The organism is Phreatobacter sp. GW821-FHT04C01, from assembly GCF_059420385.1.
Genome location: NZ_JBWKTP010000002.1, coordinates 876,631 through 898,241, shown reverse-complemented (window position 1 = coordinate 898,241; position 21,611 = coordinate 876,631). Strand labels below are relative to the sequence as shown.

Here is a 21,611-nt window from a genome sequence, read left to right as displayed (position 1 = left end):
GCGCGCTGCGATCCGGGCGCCGGCCGGCAAGGTCGCCGGGCCGCGCTCATCCCCCCTTGACCGCGCCCGCGGTGAGGCCGGCGATGATCTGGCGCTGGGCGAAGACGGTGAGCAGCAGCACCGGCAGCGTGACGATCAGGGCGGCCGCGGCGAGCGGCCCCCAGCTCAGCTGGTCGAACGAGATCATGTTGTAGACCGCCACCGGCAAGGTGCGGGTCTCGCGGCCCGCGAGCACGATGCCGAAGACGAAATTGTTCCAGGAAAAGATCACCGCCAGGATGAAGGCGACCGCGATGCCCGGTCGCGCGATCGGCAGCGCCACGTGGCGGAAGATCTGCCAGCGGCTGGCGCCGTCGATGAAGGCCGCCTCTTCGAGTTCCATCGGCGTCGTCTCGAAATAGCCGATCATGATCCAGATGACGATCGGCACGGTCACCACCAGGTGGATGATGATCTGCGGCCAGAGCGTGCCGAGCAGGCCGAGCCACTGGAACACCAGGAACAGCGGGATCAGATAGGACAGGCCCGGCGTGATGCGGGCGATCAGGATGACGATCGCCGCCTTGTGCGCCCGCATGCGGGCAATGCCGTAGCCGGCCGGCACGCCGATCACCAGGGCGAACAGGGTGGCCGTGCCGGTGACGATCAGGCTGTTGAAGAAATAGGTGGTGAAGCGGTTGGACGAGAGGACGGTGGCGTAATTCTCCCAGGCGAAACGGCTGGGAATGAGGATCGGCGGATAGGTCGCGTTGTCGATTTCGAACTTGACCGACAGCGACGCCATCCAGACGAAGAACAGGATCGCCGGCGAGACGATGACGAACAGCGCGAAGGCGAGCCCGATACGGCCGAGGATGGATCTGGCATTCATGATTCACCGCCGGTTTCGTTCCAGTGCATCCGGCCGCGCAGATAGAGCATGACCGCCGACAGGCCGACGATGATGGCGAAGAAGACCACGGCGATCGCCGAGGCATAACCAACGTCGTAATAAACGAAGGCGACGCTGTAGAGGTAGAGGTTGATCGTCTCCGACGCCGTGCCGGGCCCGCCCTGGGTGATGGCGAAGATGATGTCGAAGCTCTTCACCGCGTCGATCATGCGGATCATCGCGGCAATGAACAGGAACGGCGTCACCAGCGGCAAGGTGATGTAGCGGAACGCCTGCCACTGGGTGGCGCCGTCGATGAAGGCGCTTTCATAGGGGTCGGTCGGCAGAGCCGCCAGACCGCCGAGCACGATCAGCATGACCAGTGGCGTCCATTGCCAGGTCTCGACCAGGACCAGGGACGGAATGACCGTGGAGGGATGGAACACCCAGAGCTGCGCCGGCAGCCCGACCAGCGACAAGAGATAGTTGAGCACGCCGAGCTGGGGATGGAACATCATGGTCCAGACCAGGGCGATGGCGACCGGCGTCGCCATCATCGGCAGGATGAACAGCCCGCGCAGGAAACCGCGCATCGGAAACCGGATATTGAACAGCACCGCCGCGAAGGTGCCGAGGATCAGCGGCAGGATCACCGACAGCGCGGTATAGACCAGGGTCGTCACGACGGATTCGACGAAACGCGGATCGGTCGGCAGCCGCAGATAATTGGCCAGGCCGACATAGGTCGTCGGCGAGCCGATCTTCCACTCGTTGACGCTCATCCAGACGGTGAACACCCAGGGGAAGACGATGATCGCCAGCACGACGACCATCGCCGGCAGCACGAAGGGCCAGTAGGACGGGCGCCGCAAACCGCGCCCGGCGGCGGCGCCCGGCGCGGTCTCGGCCGCCCCGGTCAAGGATGTCTCGCTCACGTCCGCTCGCTGCGCTCCAGGATCGGCCGGAACTGATCGGTGGCCTTTTTCAGCTCGGTGGCGGGGTCGGCGCCCGACAATGTGGCGGTGACCGCCGCGCCGACGATGTCGCGGAATTCCGCCACCGGAATCACCACCGGCAGGCCGAGCTTGCTGATCTTGGAGGAGTCGATCACCGAGCCCAGCCATTCCGGCGGCATCTTGACGCCCTTGCGAACGTCCTCGTCATTGAGGATCGAATTGCGGAACGGCACGCCGCCGCCGGCCTGCAGCAGGCGCGCGCCCTGCACCTTGCTGACCGCCCATTGGCAATAGAGGAAGGCCGCTTCCTTGTTCTTGCTGGTCTGGGCGATGCCGATGCCGTCGCCATAGGTCGCCGAATAGCCGCCCTTGGGCCCTTTCGGCACCACGGCATAACCGACCTTGCCGACGACGCGCGAGGCGTTGGGATCTTCCAGCGGCGGCGCCCAACCGACGCCGTCGAGCCACATGGCGGCGCGCCCTTGCGTGAAGGCGGCCATGGATTCCATCCAGTTGAAGCCGACCACGCCGGCCGGCGCGGTCTTGGTCATCAGCCGCTGGAAATATTTGGTCGCCTCGATCGCCTCCGGGCCGTCGGTGAGGATATTGCCCCTGGCATCGAGGAACTCGCCGCCATAGTTCAGGAAGAAATTGCCCCACAGCGCCATATTGGCATTGCGCAGACCGCGCCCGACAAAGCCGGAAATGCCGGCCGCGGGATCATGCAGGGTCTCGGCGGCCCGCATCATCTCGTCGAAAGTGGTCGGCAGCGCGACATTCTTCTTCTGGAAGATCTCCTTGTTCCAGTAGAGGATGAAATAGTCGACCGACCAGGGCAGCGAATGCAGCGCGCCCTGGTCGTTCCTCGCATATTGCAGGCCGGCCGCCGAAAAATCGCCTTCGGTCAGATCGGCCGTCGTCAGCGCCGGATCCTTGAGGAAGGGCGACATGTCGGCGAGCCAGCCGGCCTTCTCGAACTGGCGCTTCTGCACGTGGTAGCTCAGATGCACCACGTCGAAGCTCGGCCGGCCGGAGGTCAGCTCGATCACGGCCTTCTGGCGCTGCTGCTGCTCGGGGATGACCTCCGAGCCGACCTTGATCCCGGTGAGCTCGGTGAATTCGCCGGCGGTGCGCTGCAAGAGATCGCCGCGCGGCCCCTTGACCAGGTTCACCTCGAGGGTCGTGCCTGCATATTTCCGCCATTGCGGTTCGGCGCGCGCGGGCAACCCGGACAGGCCGAGGACACCGGCGGCCGCGCCGCCGGCCAGCATGTCGCGCCGTGATATCAAAGAATAGGTCATTATTGTTGTTCCTCCCTGGGGCATGACCCCCGTTTTAGGGAAGACTACGGCTTGCCCTCGCCCTTGCAAGCGCCAAGTCGCTGCGCCGGACGACTACGTAGCCATGCGAGCGAAGGACGAAGACGACGATTGGGACGCAGTCTCCGGTCGCGCCGGACAGGTCTCCCCGCCGCCCTTTGCTGATGCCGGACGGTTCTCCCGAACCCGGCCAACGGCCCGCACGGTCCAGCCGCCCCCTGATGCCCATCGCGGGCGGTCGGGCTTGCGCGGGATGGCGGGCGCCGCGGCGTTCCAGTCGCTTGGTCATGCCTTGGCGCCTGGTTGGCGAGAAAGCCCGCCCGGGCGCGACCGTGCCGGGAGCTTGATCGCCCCGGCGTGATCCCGGCGCCGGGCGCGATCGGGATGCCGCTTTCACCATCCCGCTGGCCAGGGTGAGCGACGCCGGCCGGGATCCGCCGCGGAGCCTTCCGGCAAGGGTTGATCGCGGCGGCCTCCCAGCATTGGACAAGTCGCCCGGCGTGTCGCAATGAGCGTGCAAGCCGAACCGGCGAGCGCGAATCGGCGCGCGTCCCAGGGCATGCCATGTCGTTTCGTTTTCTGCATGCAGCCGACATTCACCTCGACAGCCCGTTGCGCGGCCTGCTGCGCCGTGGCGAGGCGGCCAGTCCCTTCGTCGAGGCATCGCGCCGGGCGCTGGAAAACCTCGTCGCGGCGGCGATCGAGGAGAAGGTCGCCTTCCTGATCATCGCCGGCGACGTCTTCGACGGCGACTGGCGCGACTATGCCACCGGCCAGTTCTTCATGCGCCAGATGGGACAGCTGGCCCGTGCCGGCATTCGGGTCTTCACCATCCGTGGCAATCACGACGCTGAAACCGTCATCACCCGCGCCCTGCCCTCGCCCGAAAATCTGCATGCCTTCTCGGTGCGCGTGGTCGAGACCCTGCGCATCGAGGACTTGCGCGTCGCCCTGCACGGCCGCGGTTTCGCCCATCGCCATGTCGCGGAAAATGTCGCGCTGACCTATCCACCGGCGGAGCCTGGATATTTCAACATCGGCATCCTGCACACCTCGCTGACGGGCCAGGAAGGCCATGATGTCTACGCGCCCTGCTCGGTCGACGATCTCCGCCGCGCCGGCTACGATTACTGGGCGCTCGGCCACATTCACGAGCGCCAGGTCGTCGCCGAGACGCCGGCGATCGTCTTTCCCGGCAATCTGCAGGGACGCCATGCCCGCGAGACCGGCCCGAAGGGCGCGACGCTGGTCAGCGTCGCCGACGGACGGATCACCGCGATGGAGGCCCTGACGCTCGATGCCGCGCGTTTCGACCAGGTCGTGCTCGACCTCGCCGAGGTCGCCGGCCGCGCCGGCTTTGTCGAGAAGGCCCGCCGCGCCATTGGCGAGGCGCGCGACAAGGCCGACGGCCGCCCGCTGGCATTGCGGCTGGTCCTGGCCGGCGAAACCGGGCTGCATGACGGCCTCGCCGCCCATCCCGAGCAGACCCGCGAGGAATTGCAGGCGCTCGCCTGGGAGGCGGCCGACGACCTGCTGATCGAAAAGGTGGTCGACACGACGACCGCGCCGCGCGGCGGCACCGGCGTCCTGGCCGTCACCGGCTTTGAGGCGGCGCTGGCGAGCGCGGCGGCGAACCCCGCCTTCCGGGCCGAGATCACCGCGACGCTCTCCGGCCTGCACGCCAAGATTCCCGCCGAGGCACTCGGGCTCATGGACGTCGGCGACGGCATATCGGCGGCCATTGCCGACGCCGCCATTCGCGCGGCGGAAGAGCTCGTCCAGGCAGCCCTCGGCGGCGGCACGGCCGAGGCGGACAGCCCATGAAGATCCTGTCGCTGGCGCTGGAACGCTACGGCCATTTCACCGACCGCGTGCTGGACTTCGACGCGGACGTGCCGGTGACGATCATCCATGGCGGCAACGAAGCCGGCAAGACGACGGCGCTCGCCGCCGTCACCGATGTTCTCTTCGGCATCGAGGAGCGCTCCCGCTTCAATTTCCTGCACGACTACAAGGCCATGCATCTCGGCGCCCGGGTCGCCGGCCGCGACGGGCAGACGCTGGCCTTCCGGCGCCTGAAGCGGCGCGGCGCGACCCTGGTCGATCCCGACAGCGGCGACGTGCTGCATGACGACAGCCTGACGCCTTTCGTCGGCGCCCATGACCGGCAGGCCTTTCTCGAGATCTTCGGCCTGGACCAGGCGCGGCTGCGCGACGGCGGCCGGAAGCTGCTGTCGGGCGGCGGCGATCTGGCGCAGACCCTGCTCGCCGCGGCTCCGGGCCTGAGCGAGGTCGCGGCCCTGCGCGACCAGCTGAAGGCCAGCGCCGCGCAGATCTTCAATCCCGAACGCAAGGTCGCTTCCCACGCGCTCTACCAAGCGCTCGAAAGGCGTGACCGGGCGCGGGCGGCGATCCGTGCGCAGGAACTGCGCGTCGAGGTCGTCAGGGCAGCACGGGCCGCCGCCGACGAAGCCGAAGCCACGCGCCGGCAGGCCGTCGCGGCGGAAGCGGAGGCGCGCTCGCATCTCACCCGCTGCCAGGGGCTGGCGGCGGCGGCCGGCGAAATCCGGACCATCGACCAGCTGCGCGCGGACAGGGCTGGCCTCGGCATCCTGCCGCATCTCGCCGACGGCTTTGCCAGCCGCACGCATGACGCCCTCGAAGCCTGGGGCGCGGCATCCGTGGCCGCGGCGCTCGCCGCGACCGAGGAAGAACGCGCGACGGCCGAGGCCGCGGCGATCAGCGTCGACGACGCCGTTCTCGGCCTCGCCGAGGCGATCGAGCTGGCCGACGAGGCCCGGCCGGCCGTCGCCAAGGAGGTCGAGGCACTGCCCCGGCGCCATGAGGAAGCCAGCCTTGCCCGTGGCGGCCTCGCGCGGATCGCCGCCGGCCTCGGCATGGCCGACGCCGGCGCGCTCTCGCAGGCCCTGCCCGGCCCACCGCTGCTGGCGCGGGCGGGACGCCTGATCGACCAGCTTCGCGACCTCGTGGCCCGGTCCCGGGCGCTCGGCGACGAGCAGCAGAAGCTCGCCACGCGCCGGCGCCTCACCGAGGAAGCCCAGGCCCGTCTCGGCGAGGCCGCCGATCCGGCCGACGCCCGGCGCCGGCTCAACGCGCTCGACGGCGCCGAGGAACGCGACCGGGCCGCCCGGGCGCAGGCGGCCGCATTGTCGGCCGCCGCCCAGGACCTGTCGGAGCGCTTGCGGCGGCTGCCCTTCGCCGTCGGCGACGGCGACGCCCTGGCGGTCTTGCCGCTGCCCGGACTCGATGCGGCAATGGCGGCGCTGCGGCGGCTGAACGAGGCGTCAAGCCTCCAGGCGAAAGAGGCCGATGCGCTGGCAAGGATCGACGAACAGGTCGCCCGGACCGAGGCGCGCCTGGTGACCCTTCACGCCGGCGGCATCGCGCCGACGCCCGCGGCGATCGCCGGCGCCCGCGATCTTCGCGACGGGTTGTGGGCGAAACTGAAGCCTTTGGCGGGCGGCGAGCGTGCCGCCGACAGCGCCGACGCCGAGGCCGCCCGCGGCCTCGACGCCGCGATCGTCTCGGCTGACCGCCTCGCCGATGAACGGCTGACCGAGACGGCGCGTCTCGTCGGCCTGTCGGATGCCGAACTCGCGCTGGCCGACCTCCAGGTGAGCCGGCGGCTCGGCGCGCAGCGCCTGGCGACGGCGCAGACCGCGTTCCTGGCCGCGGAACGCGACTGGCAGGCACTCTGGGCGCCGAGCCGGATCGCCCCGGCCGAAGGCGAGCCCATGCTCGGCTTCCTCCGCGAGGTCGGCACCATCCTCGAACGGCGTGCCCAGACATTGCGCGCCGAGGCGGAGGCCCGCGAAACCCGTGCGGCATTGGCCGTCGAGCGGCGCGAGATCGAGACGCTGCGGGTCGCGCTCGACCTTGCCCCGGTCGGCGACGGCCCGCTGCAGGTGGCCGACCTCCGGCAGGCGGTCGACGCCATGGAACGCCGCTACCGCGCGGTCGAGACCCACCAACGCGACCTCGGCCAGATCGCCGCGGAGGCCCATGGGCTCGACGAACGTGCCGGCAGGCTCGAAAAGCTCGCCGGCGATCTCGCCCGCGAAGCCGCCGCGGTGTTTCCGCCTCTCTCGATCCGGGCCGAGGCCACGGCGGACGAGGCCCGCGCCGCCCTCGATCTCTGGACCGAAGTGCCCGGTCTCGCCGAGAGCCTCAAGACCGCCGAGCGGCGCATCGGCGGCATCGAGAAGGACCGGGATCGCTTCGTCGCGCAGGTCGCCGACCTCTGCCGGCACCCCGGCGTCGCGGTGACCGACGCCGACCCCTTCACCGCCGCCAGGAAGCTCCGCGCCCGGCTGAACGCCGCCCAGCAGGCCCGTTCGCGCGCCGACCAGGCCCACCAGGCGCTGGATCGCCGGCGGCAGGTCCTGGTGGAAGCGCGCCAGGGGCTCGCCGGCAGCGAGGCGGCGCTCGCGCCCCTGCTCGCCGCGGCCGGCCTCGGCGACATCGCCGACCTCGCTCCGTTGCTGCGGCAGCTCGACGCCGCGGCACGGCTCGACCAGGCACTCGCCCAGGCGAGCCGTCGCCTGACGACGGTCGGTGGTGGCCGCGGCGAGGAACAGTTGCGGACGGACCTCGCCAGCCTGGACGACGAGGCGCTGGTCCGCCAGGTCGCCGAGGCCGAGGCCGCGGCGGAAGCGGCGCGCGCTGCCCGCGACACCGCGATCGAGGCGGACGCGGCGGCGAAAGGCGCCTTGCGCGAGGTCGAGCAGGCGACCGGCGCCGCCGGGGCTGCCCAGGACGAACAGGACGCGCTTGCCGAGATCGCCGAGGCGGTCCACCGCTTCACCCGCGACCATGTCGCCCAGCGGCTTCTGTCGAGCGCCATCGAGATCTATCGCGAGCGCCACCAGAACCCGATCATCGAACGCGCCTCGCGTGCCTTCGCCACGCTGACCGGCGGCCGCTGGACCGGCATCGGCGTCGACTACGACCAGGAGCCGCCGCGCCTGGCGGCGCAGCGCGACGGCCGCCTGCTCGGCGTCGAGGCGCTGTCCGAAGGCACGGCGGATCAGCTGTTCCTGGCGCTGCGCGTTGCGGCCATCGAGGAACACGCGCGCCGGGCGACGCCGCTGCCTTTCGTCTGCGACGACATTTTCATCTCCTTCGACGAAGGCAGGACCGAGCGGGGCCTCGCCCTGCTGGGCGAGATGGGCGCGGTGACCCAGGTGCTGGTGTTCACCCACCACGAATATGTCGTCACCTGCGCCGAGCGCGTGCTGGGCGAAGCCGTTCGTATTCTGCGGCTTTGAGGGCCGGCGGCGGGGTGCGATTGCCGGCCGCAGGAGGCCGGTGAAGAAAAACAGGGGATTAGGTAGGCCCCACCGGAACGGCGTCCTGCGTCAAGCCGGCTTGGCGGTCGACATACGCTTGAACTCGGCGACGAAATCGAGCGCGATGCGCGACAGCGGCCGGTTGGTCGGCCGGAACATGGCGAATTTGTAGAACAGCGTCGGTTCGAACGGCCGGATCGCCAGGCCGACCTTGTCGAAATGCGCGCCGGTCGACGCGTCGACAATGGTGACGCCGAGATTTTCCATGACGAGCGCGCAGGCCGAACCGAAGAACTCGACATGGGCGGCCATTTTCAGCTGGGCCGAATTCTCCGCGAAGGCCCGCTCGATCGCCTCGTGCAGGAAGTGGTCGGCATAGAGCGAGATGAACGGGACGCCGTCGAGCAGCGCCGGGGTGATCACCGCGTGGCGGCCGAGCGGATGGCCGGCCGGCAGCACCGCCACGCATTCGATCTCGAACACCTCGATGATCGCCGCCGGGCTGTCGATCGGCAATTCGGCAAAACCGATGTCGAAGGCATCGATCCGGCCGAGGTCGCGCACGGTCGGCGACGAGCGGGTGATGAAGCGCACCGTGCCATCGGGCCAGCGCTTCAGGAGTTCGGCAATGATCGGCGGCAGCACATAGGTGGCGAGCCCAGGTTGGCTGGCGAGCGCCAGCGTGCCGGATTTCACCCGCTTGAGGTCGCGCGCCACCTGGACGGTGCGCTCGAGCACGCCGAGCGCGCGGCGCGCCTCCTCGTAGAACAGCGCCGCCTCCGGCGTCGCCTCGAGCTTGCCCTTGCGCCGCTTGAACAGCGCCAGGCCGAGCTCGTCCTCGAGCCGGGTGATCAGGTTGCTCACCGCCGGCTGCGACTTGCCGGTCAGCGCCGCGGCGGCGGTCATCGAGCCGGTCTCGATGACGGCGCGAAAGGCTTCGAGGTGGCGGGTGTCCATGGAGCTTCACGCGGTGAGAGGGAGTGAGGTGGTGCTTGGCGCGTCCGTTCTTTCGGACACGCGCGGGAACCACCGCTCAACCCCCTCCCAAAGGGAGAGGGTGGCGCCGTCAGGCGCCGGGTGAGGGGTCGTCCATCTCCGGAGAGGGCGGCATGCTCGCGTTGCATCAGTGCTGTGAGCTCACGCCCCTCACCCGGCAGCTGACGCTGCCACCCTCTCCCTTTGGGAGAGGGTTGATTCAGCTCAGCTTTTTGTCTTGAAGCCGGTCGTTGTCCAATGTGACCGAAAATCTCCTGCTCCTCGCGACAGCGCCTCTGTTATAATCCAACCTTATATCTTTCGCACATATTTCGTTTTGACCTCTTGCCCCACCTGACCAACAGTTTCGGCAAGCGCCCGGCATGGGCCATGGGGAACGGGACGGCGTCGTGAAACACAATCTGGTCTTGTCGGGTCTGGAAAAGCGCTATGGCGATTTCGTCGCGCTGCACGAGACCCATCTCGACATCAAGGCCGGCGAATTCGTCACGCTGCTCGGCCCCTCCGGCTCGGGCAAGACCACCATCCTGATGAGCATTGCCGGCTTCGTCGCGCCGACCTCGGGAGGGATCCTGCTCGACGGCCAGGACGTCACCGGCCTGCCGCCGGAGCAGCGCAATTTCGGCGTGGTGTTCCAGGGTTATGCGCTGTTCCCGCATCTCAGCGTCTACGACAATGTCGGCTTCCCGTTGCGCGCCCGCGGCATTCGCGGCGATCAGGCGCGGCCGAAGATCGAGGCGGCGCTGGAGATGGCGCAGCTCGGCGCCTTCGCCAAACGCTTTCCCCGGCAATTGTCCGGCGGCCAGCAGCAGCGCGTCGCCCTCGCCCGTTCCCTTGTTTTCGGTCCGGAACTGCTGCTGCTCGACGAGCCGTTGAGCGCGCTCGACCGGTCGCTGCGCAAGGATTTCCAGTCCGAGTTCAAGGCGATCCACCGCAAGGTCGGCACCACCTTCATCTATGTCACCCATGACCAGGAGGAGGCGCTGACCATGTCGGACCGCATCGTCATCCTGGATAAGGGCCGGATCCTGCAGAGCGCGCCGCCGAGCGAGCTCTATGAGCGCCCGGCGACCGAATTCGTCGCGGGCTTCCTCGGAAAGAGCAACTTCCTGCGCGGCCGGATCACCAGGTGCGCCGACGGCCTGGCCGAGCTCGGCACGGCCGATCTGGCGAGCTGGGCCTCGGTCGGCGGCCAGACCGGGACCGGCATGGGCGACCATGCCGTTGCCGCGCTCCGGCCGGAAAAGATCCGGCTGCACCGCACCGAGCCCTCGGGCGATGCCTGTTCGGCACGCGGCCGGGTGACCGAACTCACCTATCTCGGCGCCAGCGTCGAGGTCGAACTCGCCGTCGGCGAGACGAGGCTGACCGCGACCATGCCGGCGGGTGCCATAGCGCTCGCCGAGGGCGACGAGATCGTCGCCTCCTGGGCCCCCGATGCCGCGATCCTGGTCCAGCCGAAACAGGCGGCGGCGTGATGGCGGCGGTCGCGACACAGGAGCCGAAGGCTGCGGGGCCGGCGGCCAGCGGCGAACGGCTCTACTGGCTGCTGCTCATCCTGCCCTGCCTTTTCCTCGGCCTGTTCTACGTGGTGCCTGTCATCAACGTGCTGGTGATGAGCGTCACCGTGCCGAAGACGGGCTTCGCCAATTACGCCGAGCTCGCCAACAATGGCGCGGTCCAGCGCGTGCTGATCACGACGGCGAGGATCGGCGCGATCACCACGGCGATCACCCTGGCGCTGGGTTATGCGGTGGCCTATGCCCTGGTCCAATGCGGCCAGCGCGAAAGGCAGATCCTGCTCGCCATCGTGCTCGCGAGCTTCTGGATCAGTGCGCTCATCCGCGCCTTCGCCTGGGTGGCGATCCTGCAGTCCCAGGGCGTGATCAACAATGCCCTGATGGGGCTCGGCCTGATCGACAGCCCGCTGCAGCTGGTGCGCAACGAGCTCGGCGTGATGATCGGCATGGTCCATTACATGCTGCCCTACGCCATCCTGCCGCTCTACGCCAATATGAGCGGCATCGACAAAAGCCTGGTGCCGGCGGCCCGCGCGCTCGGCGCCACCCCGTTCCAGGCGTTCCGCTGGGTATTCGTGCCGATGAGCCTGCCCGGCCTGATCGGCGCCGGCGTCATCGTGCTGATCTTCTCGCTCGGCTTCTACATCACGCCGGCCATTCTCGGCGGCGGCAAGACCATCATGGTCGCCGAATATGTCAGCGTGCAGATCTCCGAGACCCTGCGCTGGGGCCTCGCCGCCATGCTCGCCTCCACCTTGCTCGCCAGCGTCCTGCTGCTGGTCTTCTGGCTCAGCCGCTTCATGGACGTCGAAGCGGCGTTGAAGAAGTGACGGGAGGGCATGATGGCACTGCAAGCTGAACGCCCGCGCGGCCCGTCCTTCGCCAAGATCCTGGCCTGGGCGACCGCCTGTTTCCTGATCCTGCCGATCCTGGTGGTGATCCCGATATCGTTCACGCCCGAGCGCTATCTGTCGCTGCCCTCGGACAGCCTGTCGCTGCGCCACTATGCGAGCCTGGTCAACGATCCACGCTGGTCGAAAAGCATTACCGACAGCTTCCTGGTCGCCCTTGGCGCGACGGTTCTCGCGGTATCGCTCGGCACCGCCTTCGCGGTCGGCGCCTGGCGGCTCGGCGTGCCGCTCGCCCGGCGGCTGCGGCTTTTGATGCTGGCGCCGATCATCGTGCCGCCGATCGTCCATGCCATCGCTTTTTACAAGGCCTGGGCGGTCATCGGCCTGCTCGACAGCTATCTCGGCCTCGTGCTGATCCACACCATGAAGGGCCTGCCCTTCGTCGTGCTCACCGTCGCCGGGTCCCTGGCCAATCTCGATCACAAGCTCGAACAGGCCGCCCGCAGCCTCGGCGCCACGCCGTCCCAGGCGATGCGCTGGGTGATCCTGCCGCAGGTCATGACCGGCGTGGTCTCGGGCGCCGCCTTTGCCTTCATCACCTCCTGGGACGAGACGGTGGTCGCGCTCTTCGTCACCAGCCGGCGCGTCACCACGCTGCCGCGCCGGATCTGGGAGGGGCTCGCCGACAATATCGACCCGGCGATCGCCGCCGTGGGGACGCTGATGATCCTGGTGACCATCGCCATCGTCACCGTCAAGACCATCCGGACCCCAGCCAAGGCCTGAAATCGGGCCATTCACGACACAGAGGAGAGCAGCATGTCGAAGACCGACCATCAGGAATTCCGTGACGATTGCCTGGCCATCCTGCGCGAGCAGACCGAGGGCAAGCGTGTCCATCGCCGCCGTTTCCTGCAGGCGATCGCGGCGCTCGGCGTCATCCCCACCACGCTCAAATTCACGCCGGTCGCCCATGCCGCGCCGAGCGAGCTGGTGGTGGTCAACTGGGGCGGCGACGCGGTGCCGGCCTATGACGAGATCTGGGCCAAACCCTTCAACGCGGCCAATGCCGAGATCAAGGCGGTCATCAACGGCGCCGGCCCGACCTCGGGCAAGATCAAGGCGATGGTTGAAAGCCGCGCGGTGACCTGGGACGTCTGCGACCGCACCATGCCGGCCTCCGTCGAACTCGGCCGCCAGGGCCTGCTCGAGGAGGTCGACTGGACCATCGTCGCGCATAACAAGTTGCGCCGGGCCCACCGCTCCGACTGGGGCGTCGGTGCCTATCTCTATTCCTTCGCGCTGACCTATGACCGGCAGGCCCTGAAGGGCGCGCAGCCGAAAACCTGGGCCGACTTCTGGAACGTCAAGGATTTCCCCGGCAAGCGGACGCTGCGCAACAATATCGAGGGCATGCTGGAAGCCGCCCTGATGGCCGATGGCGTGGCGCCGGACAAGATCTATCCCGTTAATGTCGACCGCGCCTTGGACAAGATCAAGCAGATCAAGCAGCACACCATCTTCTGGGCCACCGGCGCGGAGAGCCAGCAGCTGTTCCGCAACAAGGAGGTGGTGATGGGCAATCTCTGGCACACCCGCTCCATGCTGCTGGCCAAGGAGGTCGGCGACCGCATCCAGTTCACCTTCGACCAGGGCGTGCTGTTCGCCGGCGCCTGGATCGTGCCGAAGGGCAACCCGGCCGGCAAGCTCGCCTGGAAGTTCGTCGCCTCGGCCCAGGATCCGCAGAGCCAGGTGGAACTGTTCAAGCGCGTCGGCAACGGCCCGATCAATCCGGCGGCCGCGGCCCTGGTTCCGGCCGACATGAAGGCGCTCGACTGCGGCTCGCCGGAGAATTTCGCCAAGCAGGTGGCGGTCGACAGCGACTGGTACGCCGAGCACTACGCCGCGGCGCTGAACCGCTACATGGACGTGATCGCCTCCTGATCATCGGGCCCGACAGGCGGGCCGGCGTGATCGCCGGCCCGCGCATCCCTCATTCCAGGCAGCAGGACCTTCCATGACCGCGTCTCCCTTCGCGTTCGCCCCCACCTTCATGGGCGTGCCCCATCGCACCGAGATCGGCGACGCCAAGGCGGTGATCCTGGGGCTGCCCTTCGACTGCGGCACCCATCCGCACCGCATCGGCTCGCGCCTGGGACCGGCCTCGATCCGCGAACAGTCGCAACTGCTGCGCGCCTATGACTGGACGACCGGCATCAATCCCCTGGAAGCACTCGGCGTCATCGATGTCGGCGATGCCCGGGTGACCTCGGGCGAGATCGAACCGTCCTACGCGGCGATCGAAAGCGCGGTCGAGGCGATCGCCTCGAAACGCGCCGTGGTGGTCTCGCTCGGCGGCGACGGCGCCATCGCGCTCCCCGAGATGCGGGCGCTGCACCGGGTCTATCCCGACCTCGTCACCGTCCATATCGATGCCCATACCGACGCCTATCCGATCCCCGGCTACAACACCGCGACCGCCTTCTCGCGCGCCGTCGAGGAAGGCCTGGTCGACGTCAAGCGCTCCTACCAGGTCGGCATGCGCGGCTCGACCATGGTGCCCGGCGTGCATGGCCACGGCCTGTCGCTCGGCTACAATGTCGTGCCGATGGCCGAGCTCCTGGCACGCGGCATCGAGGCGGTGTTCGCCGAGATCCGCCAGGCGATCGGCGACCGGCCGGTCTATCTCTCCTACGACATGGACTTCTTCGATCCCTCGGTCGCGCCCGGCGTCTGCACCCCGACCTGGGGCGGCGCCTCGGCCCGCGAAGGCCTCGCCGTGCTGGAAGCCTGCGGCGGCCTCAACCTCGTCGGCGTCAACATCAACACGGTCAGCCCGCCGCACGATGTCGGCGGCATGTCCGCCTTCCTGGCGGCGACCATCACGCTGAACAGCCTGCAACTGATCGCGCGCCAGCATCAGACCCCGGTTGGGGGGTGAGTGAGCTGGGGCGCCTGAAAAGCTCAACGCAATCAACCCTCTCCCAAAGGGAGAGGGTGCCGGCGTAGCCGGCGGGTGAGGGGCGTAAGCGTCGAGAACTGATGCCGATGCTTGCGCTGCATGCAGCTCTATCCGGAGATGGACGACCCCTCACCCGGCAGCTGACGCTGCCACCCTCTCCCTTTGGGAAAGGGTTGATTGCGCTGCGCTTTTCACGTTGCCCCCTGCTCAGCCGCTGCTCGTTTCAGCCTCCTGACGCATGACCACGGGCATGGCGACCATCCGGCGCCAGGCCGCGATTTGTCCCCAGCCGGAGGCCCGGCCGTGACGATGGGCTGTTGCGCCAGGGCGCGAATCCCCGCTCCTTTCGCAATGCAGGTTCAAGACGCTGGACCATGCGCCTGCCCAGCACGCGATCCGGACGGCCGTGACAGATGAAACAGTGCATGCTCGACACCGCGACCGCGCGGCGCCACGCAAACCTCCGCCGCGCCACCATGCGCTCCGGGACCGCGCTTGCCGCCTGCCTGATCGGCGCGAGCCTGGCCCAGGCCCAGACGCCGTTGCGCTCCTGGCAAGCCAGCAGCGAAAGCCTGACCGTCGACGCCTCGATCGGCGTCATGAACGGCACGGGCCGGGAATATGTCCTGAACCCCAATGGCAGCATGCTCAGCAAGCTGACCTGGGACATCAAGAACGTCGCCATGGTCCAGGCCGGCCTCGCCTATCGCCCGCTCGACTGGCTGACGCTCGGCCTGAAAGGCGCGACCAACCTCTCCGGCGCCTCGTTCATGCATGACTACGACTACAATCTGGCGTGGTGCCCGCCGGCGCCGGGTGGCGGCACCGAGTGCCATTCGAGCCATCCCGATACGACGCTGCGCAACGCCGTCCTGATCGATGCTTTCGCCGCCGCCCGCTTTCTGAAGCTCGGCCCGGTCGAACTCAGCGCGATCGCCGGCTACAAGGCCGACTATTACTATTGGCAGGCGATCGGCGGGACCTTGAACTATGCCGCCCCCACGCCAGGCAACGGCATCAGCTACGCGCAGATGTGGCGGGCGCCCTATCTCGGTCTCGGCGTGCAGGCGGAATTCGGCCGCTGGAGCCTGCGTGGCCGGTTCATCGCCTCGGTCTGGGCCAGCGTCACCGGCGTCGACAATCACCACAACCGCGCGCTGCTGTTCACCGACCGGCTCGGCCCGAGCCAGATGATGGCCGCCGAACTCGGCCTCGGCTACCGCCTGAACGATACGATCACCCTCACGGCCGACTACCGCTACCAGGCCTGGCGCATTGCCCAGGGACCGTCGACCGAGGATCGGATGAACGGCAACCCGCCGATCGTTTCCGGCGGCAAGGCGGGCGGCGCGAGCAACCATTCCCATACCGTCTCGGTCGGCCTGCGCTTCGCTCCCCTCGCCGCGCGCGGGGGCGCCTCGGCCGAGGCCGGCATCGTCGTGCCGGCCTCGTGGAGCGGCGCCTATGGCGGCGCGGCGCTTGGCGGCCTCTGGCAGGATGCCGGCTGGACGACGACGGGCCACGGCACCCCGCCGGGCCCGGTCGACACCAGCTCCGCCTCCCGTCCCTACAATGCCGGCGCGCCGCGGGCCGGCCTGTTCGCCGGCTATCTCTGGCAGGCCGGCAACTGGCTCTACGGTATCGAAGCCGATATCGGGCTTGCCAATGCCAATCGTGGCCGCAGAGGCATCCCGGGATCCGGCACGCCGGCCATGCTCAACGCCAGCGGCGACGAGACCACCGTGCTGCACGGCTGGGACGCCAGCCTGCGCGGCCGCCTGGGCGCCGTCGTCGCGCCCAATCTCATGGTCTACGGCACCGCCGGCATGGCCTTCCAGCGCGCGACCGTCCGGGCGAGCTGCACGAACGGTTATGCCTGCAGCCTCCCGCTCTATGAAAGCTTCGCTGAGACCCAGGCTGGCTGGACCGTGGGTGCGGGTGTCGAAACGGCGCTGGCCGACAACTGGTTCGCCCGCGCCGAATATCGCTATTCGGCCTTCCCGACGCTGAGCCACACCTTCTTCACCGCGAGCCCGGCCGACAGCTTTTCGGTCAGGGTCAGCCAGGCCGACCATCGCGCCAGCCTGGCGATCGGCTATCGCTACTGAGCGTCGTCGGCGCCGGCCTCGTCACGCGCCGAGATAGGCGCGCGTCAGGCTCTCGTCCTTGGCCGCGCCCCGCCAGTGCTCCGGGCCGATCTCGCTGACCACCCGGCCGAGCTTCATCACATAGGCGCGGTCCGCGGCTTCCGTCGCGAGCTGCACATTCTGCTCGATCAGGAGCACGCTGACGCCTTCGCCACGGATCCTGGCGATGATGCCGACCAGGTTCTTGACGATCTTCGGCGCGAGGCCCGTCGAGGGCTCGTCAAGGATCAGCAGATCCGGCTGCAGCAGCAGCGCCCGGCCGATCGCCACCATTTGCTGCTCGCCGCCGCTCAGGAGCTCGACATGGGCGTCCAGCCGCAGCGCCATGAACGGGAACAGCGCCAGGATGCTGTCGAGGGTGAAACGCCGCTGGCCGGCGCCTCGCCTGTCGCCCTCGCGCGCGGCCAGATCGAGATTGGTGCGCACGGTGAGTTCGCCGAACAGGCGCCGGTTCTCCAGCACCACGCCGATGCCCGCCGCCGCCCGCCGGTGCGGCGGAGTGGCGTGGATCTCGCGGCCGTCCTTGACGATGCGCCCGGCGCGGACCGGATTGATCCCGCAAAGCGCGCGCACCAGCGTGCTCTTGCCGGCGCCATTGGGTCCGATCACCGCCACGCCCTCATTGGCGCCGATGGTCAGGCTGACGTCGCGCAGCACGGTGATCGCACCATAGCCCGCCGTGATGGTCTCGACCGACAGCATGGCGCTCAGGCTCCCAGATAGGCTTCCCGCACGCGCGGGTCGGCCTGGATGGCGGCGAAATCGCCGCGCGCGATGATCTCGCCGAAACACAGCACGTTGACGTCGGAGGAGACGCTCATCAGGTCCATGTCGTGAGACACCAGGAAAATGGTCATGCCCTCGCGGTTCAGCTTGACCAGCATCTGGCGCAATTGCTCGGTCTCCTCGGCATTGAGGCCCGAGGAGGGTTCGTCGAGGCACAGGATGTCGGGTTCGCCGACGGCCGCGCGGGCGAGTTCGACGAGGCGCTGCTGGCCGACCGGCAGGTCGCCGGCCCGGATGTCGGCGATGCCGGCCAGGCCGAAGCGGACAAGCGTCGCATCCGCCATGGCCTCCATCCGGCGGAGTTCCGCGCGGGATGACGGCAGGCCGAGGAGATTGGCGAGGAAGCCGGAGCTGCCACGCTTGTGGCAGCCGGCGATGAGATTGTCGCACACGCTCAGATGGGCGAAGACCTGCGGCGTCTGGAATGTCCTGACCAGGCCCTGGCGGCTGCGCTGGGCGACCGAGGCGCGGGCGATGCTGGCGCCGTGATAAACCACGTCGCCCTGGTCCGGCGTCAGGAACCCGGAGACGATGTTGAACAAGGTGCTCTTGCCGGCGCCGTTCGGCCCGATCAATCCGGTAATCCGGCCCCTGGCGATGTCGAGACTGACGTCGCGCAGCACCGACAGGCCGAAAAAGCCCTTGGAGATATGGCTGAGCCGCAGCATGGCGCTGTGATCGATGCCGGCGGCGGTCATGGCTGGCGCTCCCGGACCGGCGGCAGCAGGCGCTTCAGGACATCCCGGGCCAGCCCGCCTATGCCCTGCGGCAGGAAGATCACCGCCAGCACCAGGGCCCCGGCGAACAAGAGCGGATGAACGTCGCCGAGCTTGCTCAAGAGGTTCGGCGCGATGGTGATGAAGGCCGCGCCGAACACCGCGCCGGCCACCGTCTGGACGCCGCCGATGACCGCCAGCAACAGGAAGCTGACGGCCTTGTCGATGCCGAAACTGTCGACGCTGACGAAGGAGACGTAATTGGCGAACAGGCTTCCGGCGAGCGATCCGACCATGGCGCTGAGCACGAAGACCTTGACCTTCAGCATATGCACGTCGACACCCAGCACCATGGCGGCCTGGGGCGCATCGCGCATGGCCCGCATCGCGTAGCCGGCGCGCGACTTCAACACATTGTAGTGCAGCCAGAACACCAGGGCCGCCACCGGCCAGACGAAGTAATAGAAGCGCTGCGGCGTGTTCAGCGAAAAGCCGAACAGGGTGATGCGCGGTACGCCGCCGATGCCGAGCGTGCCGCCGGTGAGCCAGTCCCATTCCAGGAACAGCACGTGACCGATGGTCGCCAGCGCCAGGGTGGCCAGCGCCAGGAAATGGCCCGAGAGGCGCAGGATCGGCCAGCCGATGAGGAAGGCGGTGGCGCCGCTGACCAGCATGCCGGCGCCGAGCCCGGTGAGCCAGTGCCAGCCGAGCGCCGTTGCGCCATAGGCCGTGGCATAGGCGCCGATGCCGTAGAACACGCTCTGCGCCAGCGAGATGATGCCGCATTGGCCGAGCAGAAAGGCGACGCCGAGCCCGGCAATGGCATAAAGCGCGGTGAACACCAGGAGGTCGACCGTGCCGCGCGAGGCGACGAGCGGCACCGCCGCCCAGGCGGCGAGGCCGATGATCGCCAGGACGGTGATGACGACGGCGCGCGCGCGAGCCGGGGCAACCGCGGCCGGCGCCAAAGGGATGTGTTCGATGCTCATCCGCCGGCCCGCCCCTTGCGGCCGAGAATGCCGTTGGGAATGGCGATCATGATCAGGATCAGGAAGGCCATGGCGATGACGTCCTTGTAGCCGGACGAGACGAAGACGATGGCGAGCGCCTCGACCAGGCCGAGCATGAGGCCGCCGATGACCGCCCCGAAGGGATTGCCGAGCGTGCCGATGATCGCGGCGGTGAAGCCCTTCAGCGTCAGCAGCAGGCCCATCTCGTAGTGAATGGTGATGAGCGGCGAGACCAGCACGCCGGCGATGCCGCCGACCGCGCCGCCGAGCACGAAGGTCAGCGTGCGCATCATCGGCACGTTGATGCCGATGGTCGCCGCGCCGTCGGCATCGATCGAGGCCGCCATGATCGACTTGCCGATGAAGGTCTTGGTGTAGAACAGCCTGAGCGCCGCGACGACCAGCACGCTGAACACGATCAGCCAGACCGCGTGGACGCGGATCGCCGCGTCGAAGACATCCAGCGAGCCATTGCCGCCGAGGCCTCGCACGGGGTGGGAATCGCGGCCGAAGAACAAGAGCGTCGAGGCCGAAACGGCAAAGGCGCCGCCGAGCGTCACCAGCAGGAAGGAATCCTCGGTGCCGCCGCGTCGCTTGGTCGGACGGACGAACAGGAGCTCGACCGCCCAGCCGACCATGCCGCCAGCCATGGTGCCGCCGATGAAGGCGACGAGAACCGGCGCGCCGAGCCGCTCGATGGCGAGATAGGAGACGATGCCGGCGACCAGGGCGAAGTCGCCTTGCATGGCGTTGACCACGCGGGTGCCGCGATAGATCACGGATATGCCGAGCCCGATCAGGCCGTAGACGAAGCCGTTGGTCACACCTGACAACAGCGATTGGATCAGAAGGGTTGTCGTCATTGGCCCGTTCGCGACAGGAAATGGCGGAATGCGGACGCCTGCCGGCGCCCGCTGGAGATCGACAGGCCGAGCGTCAGCGCGCCACCTTGAACGGCAGCCGGGTGAACTGCTGCTTGACCAGCTTGGAATAGACATAGCTGGAGAGATCGATGCCGGTCAGGTCGTCCTTGGAGAAATCATAGCTCGCCATGACGCCCTTGAACGGCTGGCGCATGGCCTGGGCGATCGCCGCCTTGTCGGTCGGACCGGCCTTCTTCAGGGCGTCGGCGACGATATGCACCGCATCCCAGCCGGCCGCCTCGTAGTTCTTGGGCAGCGAGCCATAAGCCTTCTGGTAGAGCTCGACGAAGGCTTTCTGATGCGGCTCCGGGTCCTCGCCCACCAGGAATTCCGGGAAGACGATATCGTCGGCGAATTCGCCCATGCCGCGGACATAGTCATAGGGCGAGGAGCCGATCGCCGAGATGATCGGCTGGGTGATCTTGACCTGGCGGGCGCCGCGGAACGGCACCGGCGAGGTCGCCACCACATAGACCGCTTCGGGGTTGGCCGCGCGCACCTTGGCGGCCTGGGTCGAGACGTCGGTCGCCCCGACCTCGAATTTCTCCACCGAGACGAATTCGACGCCATAGTCGCGCGCCATGGTGCGCAGGCTGTTGAACACCAGCTGGCCGTAGCCGGAATCGTGCAGCACGCCGATCTTCTTGAAGTTCTGCGCCTTGGTATATTCGAGCATGGCCTTGGCGTTCAGCGGCTGCGGCGGCAGCACGTGATAAAGCGACTTGTAGGTCAGCTCGATCGCCGGGCCGAGGCCGGTCAGCGCCACCTGGGCCATCTTCTCGCCGTCGGCGAGCGCGGCGATGGCGCCGGTGCTGGCGGTCAGCGAACCGCCGATCATGGCGGCGACCTTGTCGTTGAAGATCAGCGCCTCGGCCTTGCTCTTGGCGATGTCCGGTTTCGAGCCGTCATCCTCGATCAGCACCTTGATCGGCCGGCCGCCGATGCCGCCGGCTTCGTTCAGCACCTTTTCGGCGAGCTGCATGGCCGAGCGCTCGGCCTGGCCGAGGCCGGCGCCCGGGCCGGTGAGACACAGCACGGCGCCGATCTTGATCGGCTCGGCCTGTTGGGCATGGGCAACGAAGGGTGCTTTGGCGAATGCCAGCGCACCGGCCGCGCCGAGCATCACGCCGCGTCGCGTCTGAATAAGTTTCGTCATGGTTTCCTCCCGGAAAACGCCGCGGCGTCTCTGGCCGCGTTGAACATGTGTTGCTGGTCTCGGACTATGGGCCAAAGCGACCCATTCCC

17 protein-coding genes are annotated in these 21,611 nt (G+C 68.2%); 8 read left to right on the top strand and 9 right to left on the bottom strand.

All coding sequences use genetic code 11. From position 1 onward, the window contains the following. Positions 1-46: 46 nt before the first annotated feature. From AC07WJ_RS11265 to AC07WJ_RS11255, 3 genes are read right to left on the bottom strand one after another with little or no spacing between them, the layout of a single operon-like run. A complete protein-coding gene (locus AC07WJ_RS11265) occupies positions 47-871 on the bottom strand; it encodes a carbohydrate ABC transporter permease (protein WP_494934653.1) in 825 nt (274 codons plus the stop codon). Continuing rightward, complete coding sequence (locus AC07WJ_RS11260) at positions 868-1,806, bottom strand: carbohydrate ABC transporter permease (RefSeq protein ID WP_494934652.1); 939 nt, start codon at positions 1,804-1,806, stop codon at positions 868-870. The genes AC07WJ_RS11265 and AC07WJ_RS11260 overlap by 4 nt, the downstream gene beginning before the upstream one ends. After that, positions 1,803-3,128 (bottom strand): ABC transporter substrate-binding protein, encoded by a 1,326-nt coding sequence (locus tag AC07WJ_RS11255; RefSeq protein WP_494934651.1) that lies wholly within the window; start codon positions 3,126-3,128, stop codon positions 1,803-1,805. Before AC07WJ_RS11255 ends, AC07WJ_RS11260 begins: the two co-directional genes overlap by 4 nt. 582 nt (positions 3,129-3,710) lie before the next feature. On the opposite strand from AC07WJ_RS11255, the gene AC07WJ_RS11250 reads away from it, so the two are divergent. Both AC07WJ_RS11250 and AC07WJ_RS11245 read left to right on the top strand, forming a co-directional pair. Then, the gene (locus AC07WJ_RS11250; protein ID WP_494934650.1) at positions 3,711-4,970 is read left to right on the top strand and encodes a metallophosphoesterase family protein; all 1,260 of its coding nucleotides are present in this window, start codon (positions 3,711-3,713) and stop codon (positions 4,968-4,970) included. Further along, positions 4,967-8,434, top strand: coding sequence for an AAA family ATPase (locus AC07WJ_RS11245; RefSeq protein ID WP_494934649.1), 3,468 nt, complete (start codon positions 4,967-4,969; stop codon positions 8,432-8,434). The genes AC07WJ_RS11250 and AC07WJ_RS11245 overlap by 4 nt, the downstream gene beginning before the upstream one ends. A 90-nt stretch (positions 8,435-8,524) precedes the next feature. Here AC07WJ_RS11245 and AC07WJ_RS11240 read toward each other — a convergent pair whose 3' ends face one another. Beyond that, complete coding sequence (locus AC07WJ_RS11240) at positions 8,525-9,412, bottom strand: LysR family transcriptional regulator (RefSeq protein WP_494934648.1); 888 nt, start codon at positions 9,410-9,412, stop codon at positions 8,525-8,527. Between the two features lie 428 nt (positions 9,413-9,840). On the opposite strand from AC07WJ_RS11240, the gene AC07WJ_RS11235 reads away from it, so the two are divergent. The 6 genes from AC07WJ_RS11235 (at position 9,841) to AC07WJ_RS11210 (ending at position 16,892) form a co-directional block, all read left to right on the top strand. Beyond that, positions 9,841-10,929, top strand: coding sequence for an ABC transporter ATP-binding protein (locus AC07WJ_RS11235; RefSeq protein ID WP_494934647.1), 1,089 nt, complete (start codon positions 9,841-9,843; stop codon positions 10,927-10,929). Next, positions 10,929-11,801 (top strand): ABC transporter permease, encoded by an 873-nt coding sequence (locus AC07WJ_RS11230; protein ID WP_494934646.1) that lies wholly within the window; start codon positions 10,929-10,931, stop codon positions 11,799-11,801. Before AC07WJ_RS11235 ends, AC07WJ_RS11230 begins: the two co-directional genes overlap by 1 nt. A 12-nt stretch (positions 11,802-11,813) precedes the next feature. Further along, positions 11,814-12,608 carry an ABC transporter permease gene (locus AC07WJ_RS11225; protein WP_494934645.1) on the top strand — a complete coding sequence of 265 codons (795 nt, stop codon included), beginning with the start codon at positions 11,814-11,816 and terminating at the stop codon, positions 12,606-12,608. Positions 12,609-12,641: 33 nt separating this feature from the next. Then, positions 12,642-13,766, top strand: coding sequence for an ABC transporter substrate-binding protein (locus AC07WJ_RS11220; RefSeq protein ID WP_494934644.1), 1,125 nt, complete (start codon positions 12,642-12,644; stop codon positions 13,764-13,766). Positions 13,767-13,839: 73 nt separating this feature from the next. Then, positions 13,840-14,763 (top strand): arginase family protein, encoded by a 924-nt coding sequence (locus AC07WJ_RS11215; RefSeq protein ID WP_494934643.1) that lies wholly within the window; start codon positions 13,840-13,842, stop codon positions 14,761-14,763. A gap of 446 nt (positions 14,764-15,209) precedes the next feature. Continuing rightward, complete coding sequence (locus AC07WJ_RS11210) at positions 15,210-16,892, top strand: omptin family outer membrane protease (protein ID WP_494934642.1); 1,683 nt, start codon at positions 15,210-15,212, stop codon at positions 16,890-16,892. A 21-nt stretch (positions 16,893-16,913) separates the two neighbouring features. Here AC07WJ_RS11210 and AC07WJ_RS11205 read toward each other — a convergent pair whose 3' ends face one another. The 5 genes from AC07WJ_RS11205 to AC07WJ_RS11185 form a co-directional block, all read right to left on the bottom strand. Beyond that, positions 16,914-17,633 carry an ABC transporter ATP-binding protein gene (locus tag AC07WJ_RS11205; RefSeq protein ID WP_494934641.1) on the bottom strand — a complete coding sequence of 240 codons (720 nt, stop codon included), beginning with the start codon at positions 17,631-17,633 and terminating at the stop codon, positions 16,914-16,916. A gap of 5 nt (positions 17,634-17,638) precedes the next feature. Further along, positions 17,639-18,415: an ABC transporter ATP-binding protein gene (locus AC07WJ_RS11200; RefSeq protein ID WP_494934640.1), complete on the bottom strand. Its 777-nt coding sequence runs from the start codon at positions 18,413-18,415 to the stop codon at positions 17,639-17,641. Beyond that, the gene (locus AC07WJ_RS11195; RefSeq protein WP_494934639.1) at positions 18,412-19,422 is read right to left on the bottom strand and encodes a branched-chain amino acid ABC transporter permease; all 1,011 of its coding nucleotides are present in this window, start codon (positions 19,420-19,422) and stop codon (positions 18,412-18,414) included. Before AC07WJ_RS11195 ends, AC07WJ_RS11200 begins: the two co-directional genes overlap by 4 nt. Then, positions 19,419-20,306: a branched-chain amino acid ABC transporter permease gene (locus AC07WJ_RS11190; RefSeq protein WP_494934638.1), complete on the bottom strand. Its 888-nt coding sequence runs from the start codon at positions 20,304-20,306 to the stop codon at positions 19,419-19,421. The genes AC07WJ_RS11195 and AC07WJ_RS11190 overlap by 4 nt, the downstream gene beginning before the upstream one ends. Positions 20,307-20,379: 73 nt before the next feature. Then, the gene (locus AC07WJ_RS11185; RefSeq protein WP_494934637.1) at positions 20,380-21,522 is read right to left on the bottom strand and encodes an ABC transporter substrate-binding protein; all 1,143 of its coding nucleotides are present in this window, start codon (positions 21,520-21,522) and stop codon (positions 20,380-20,382) included. Between the last annotated feature and the right edge of the window lie 89 nt (positions 21,523-21,611).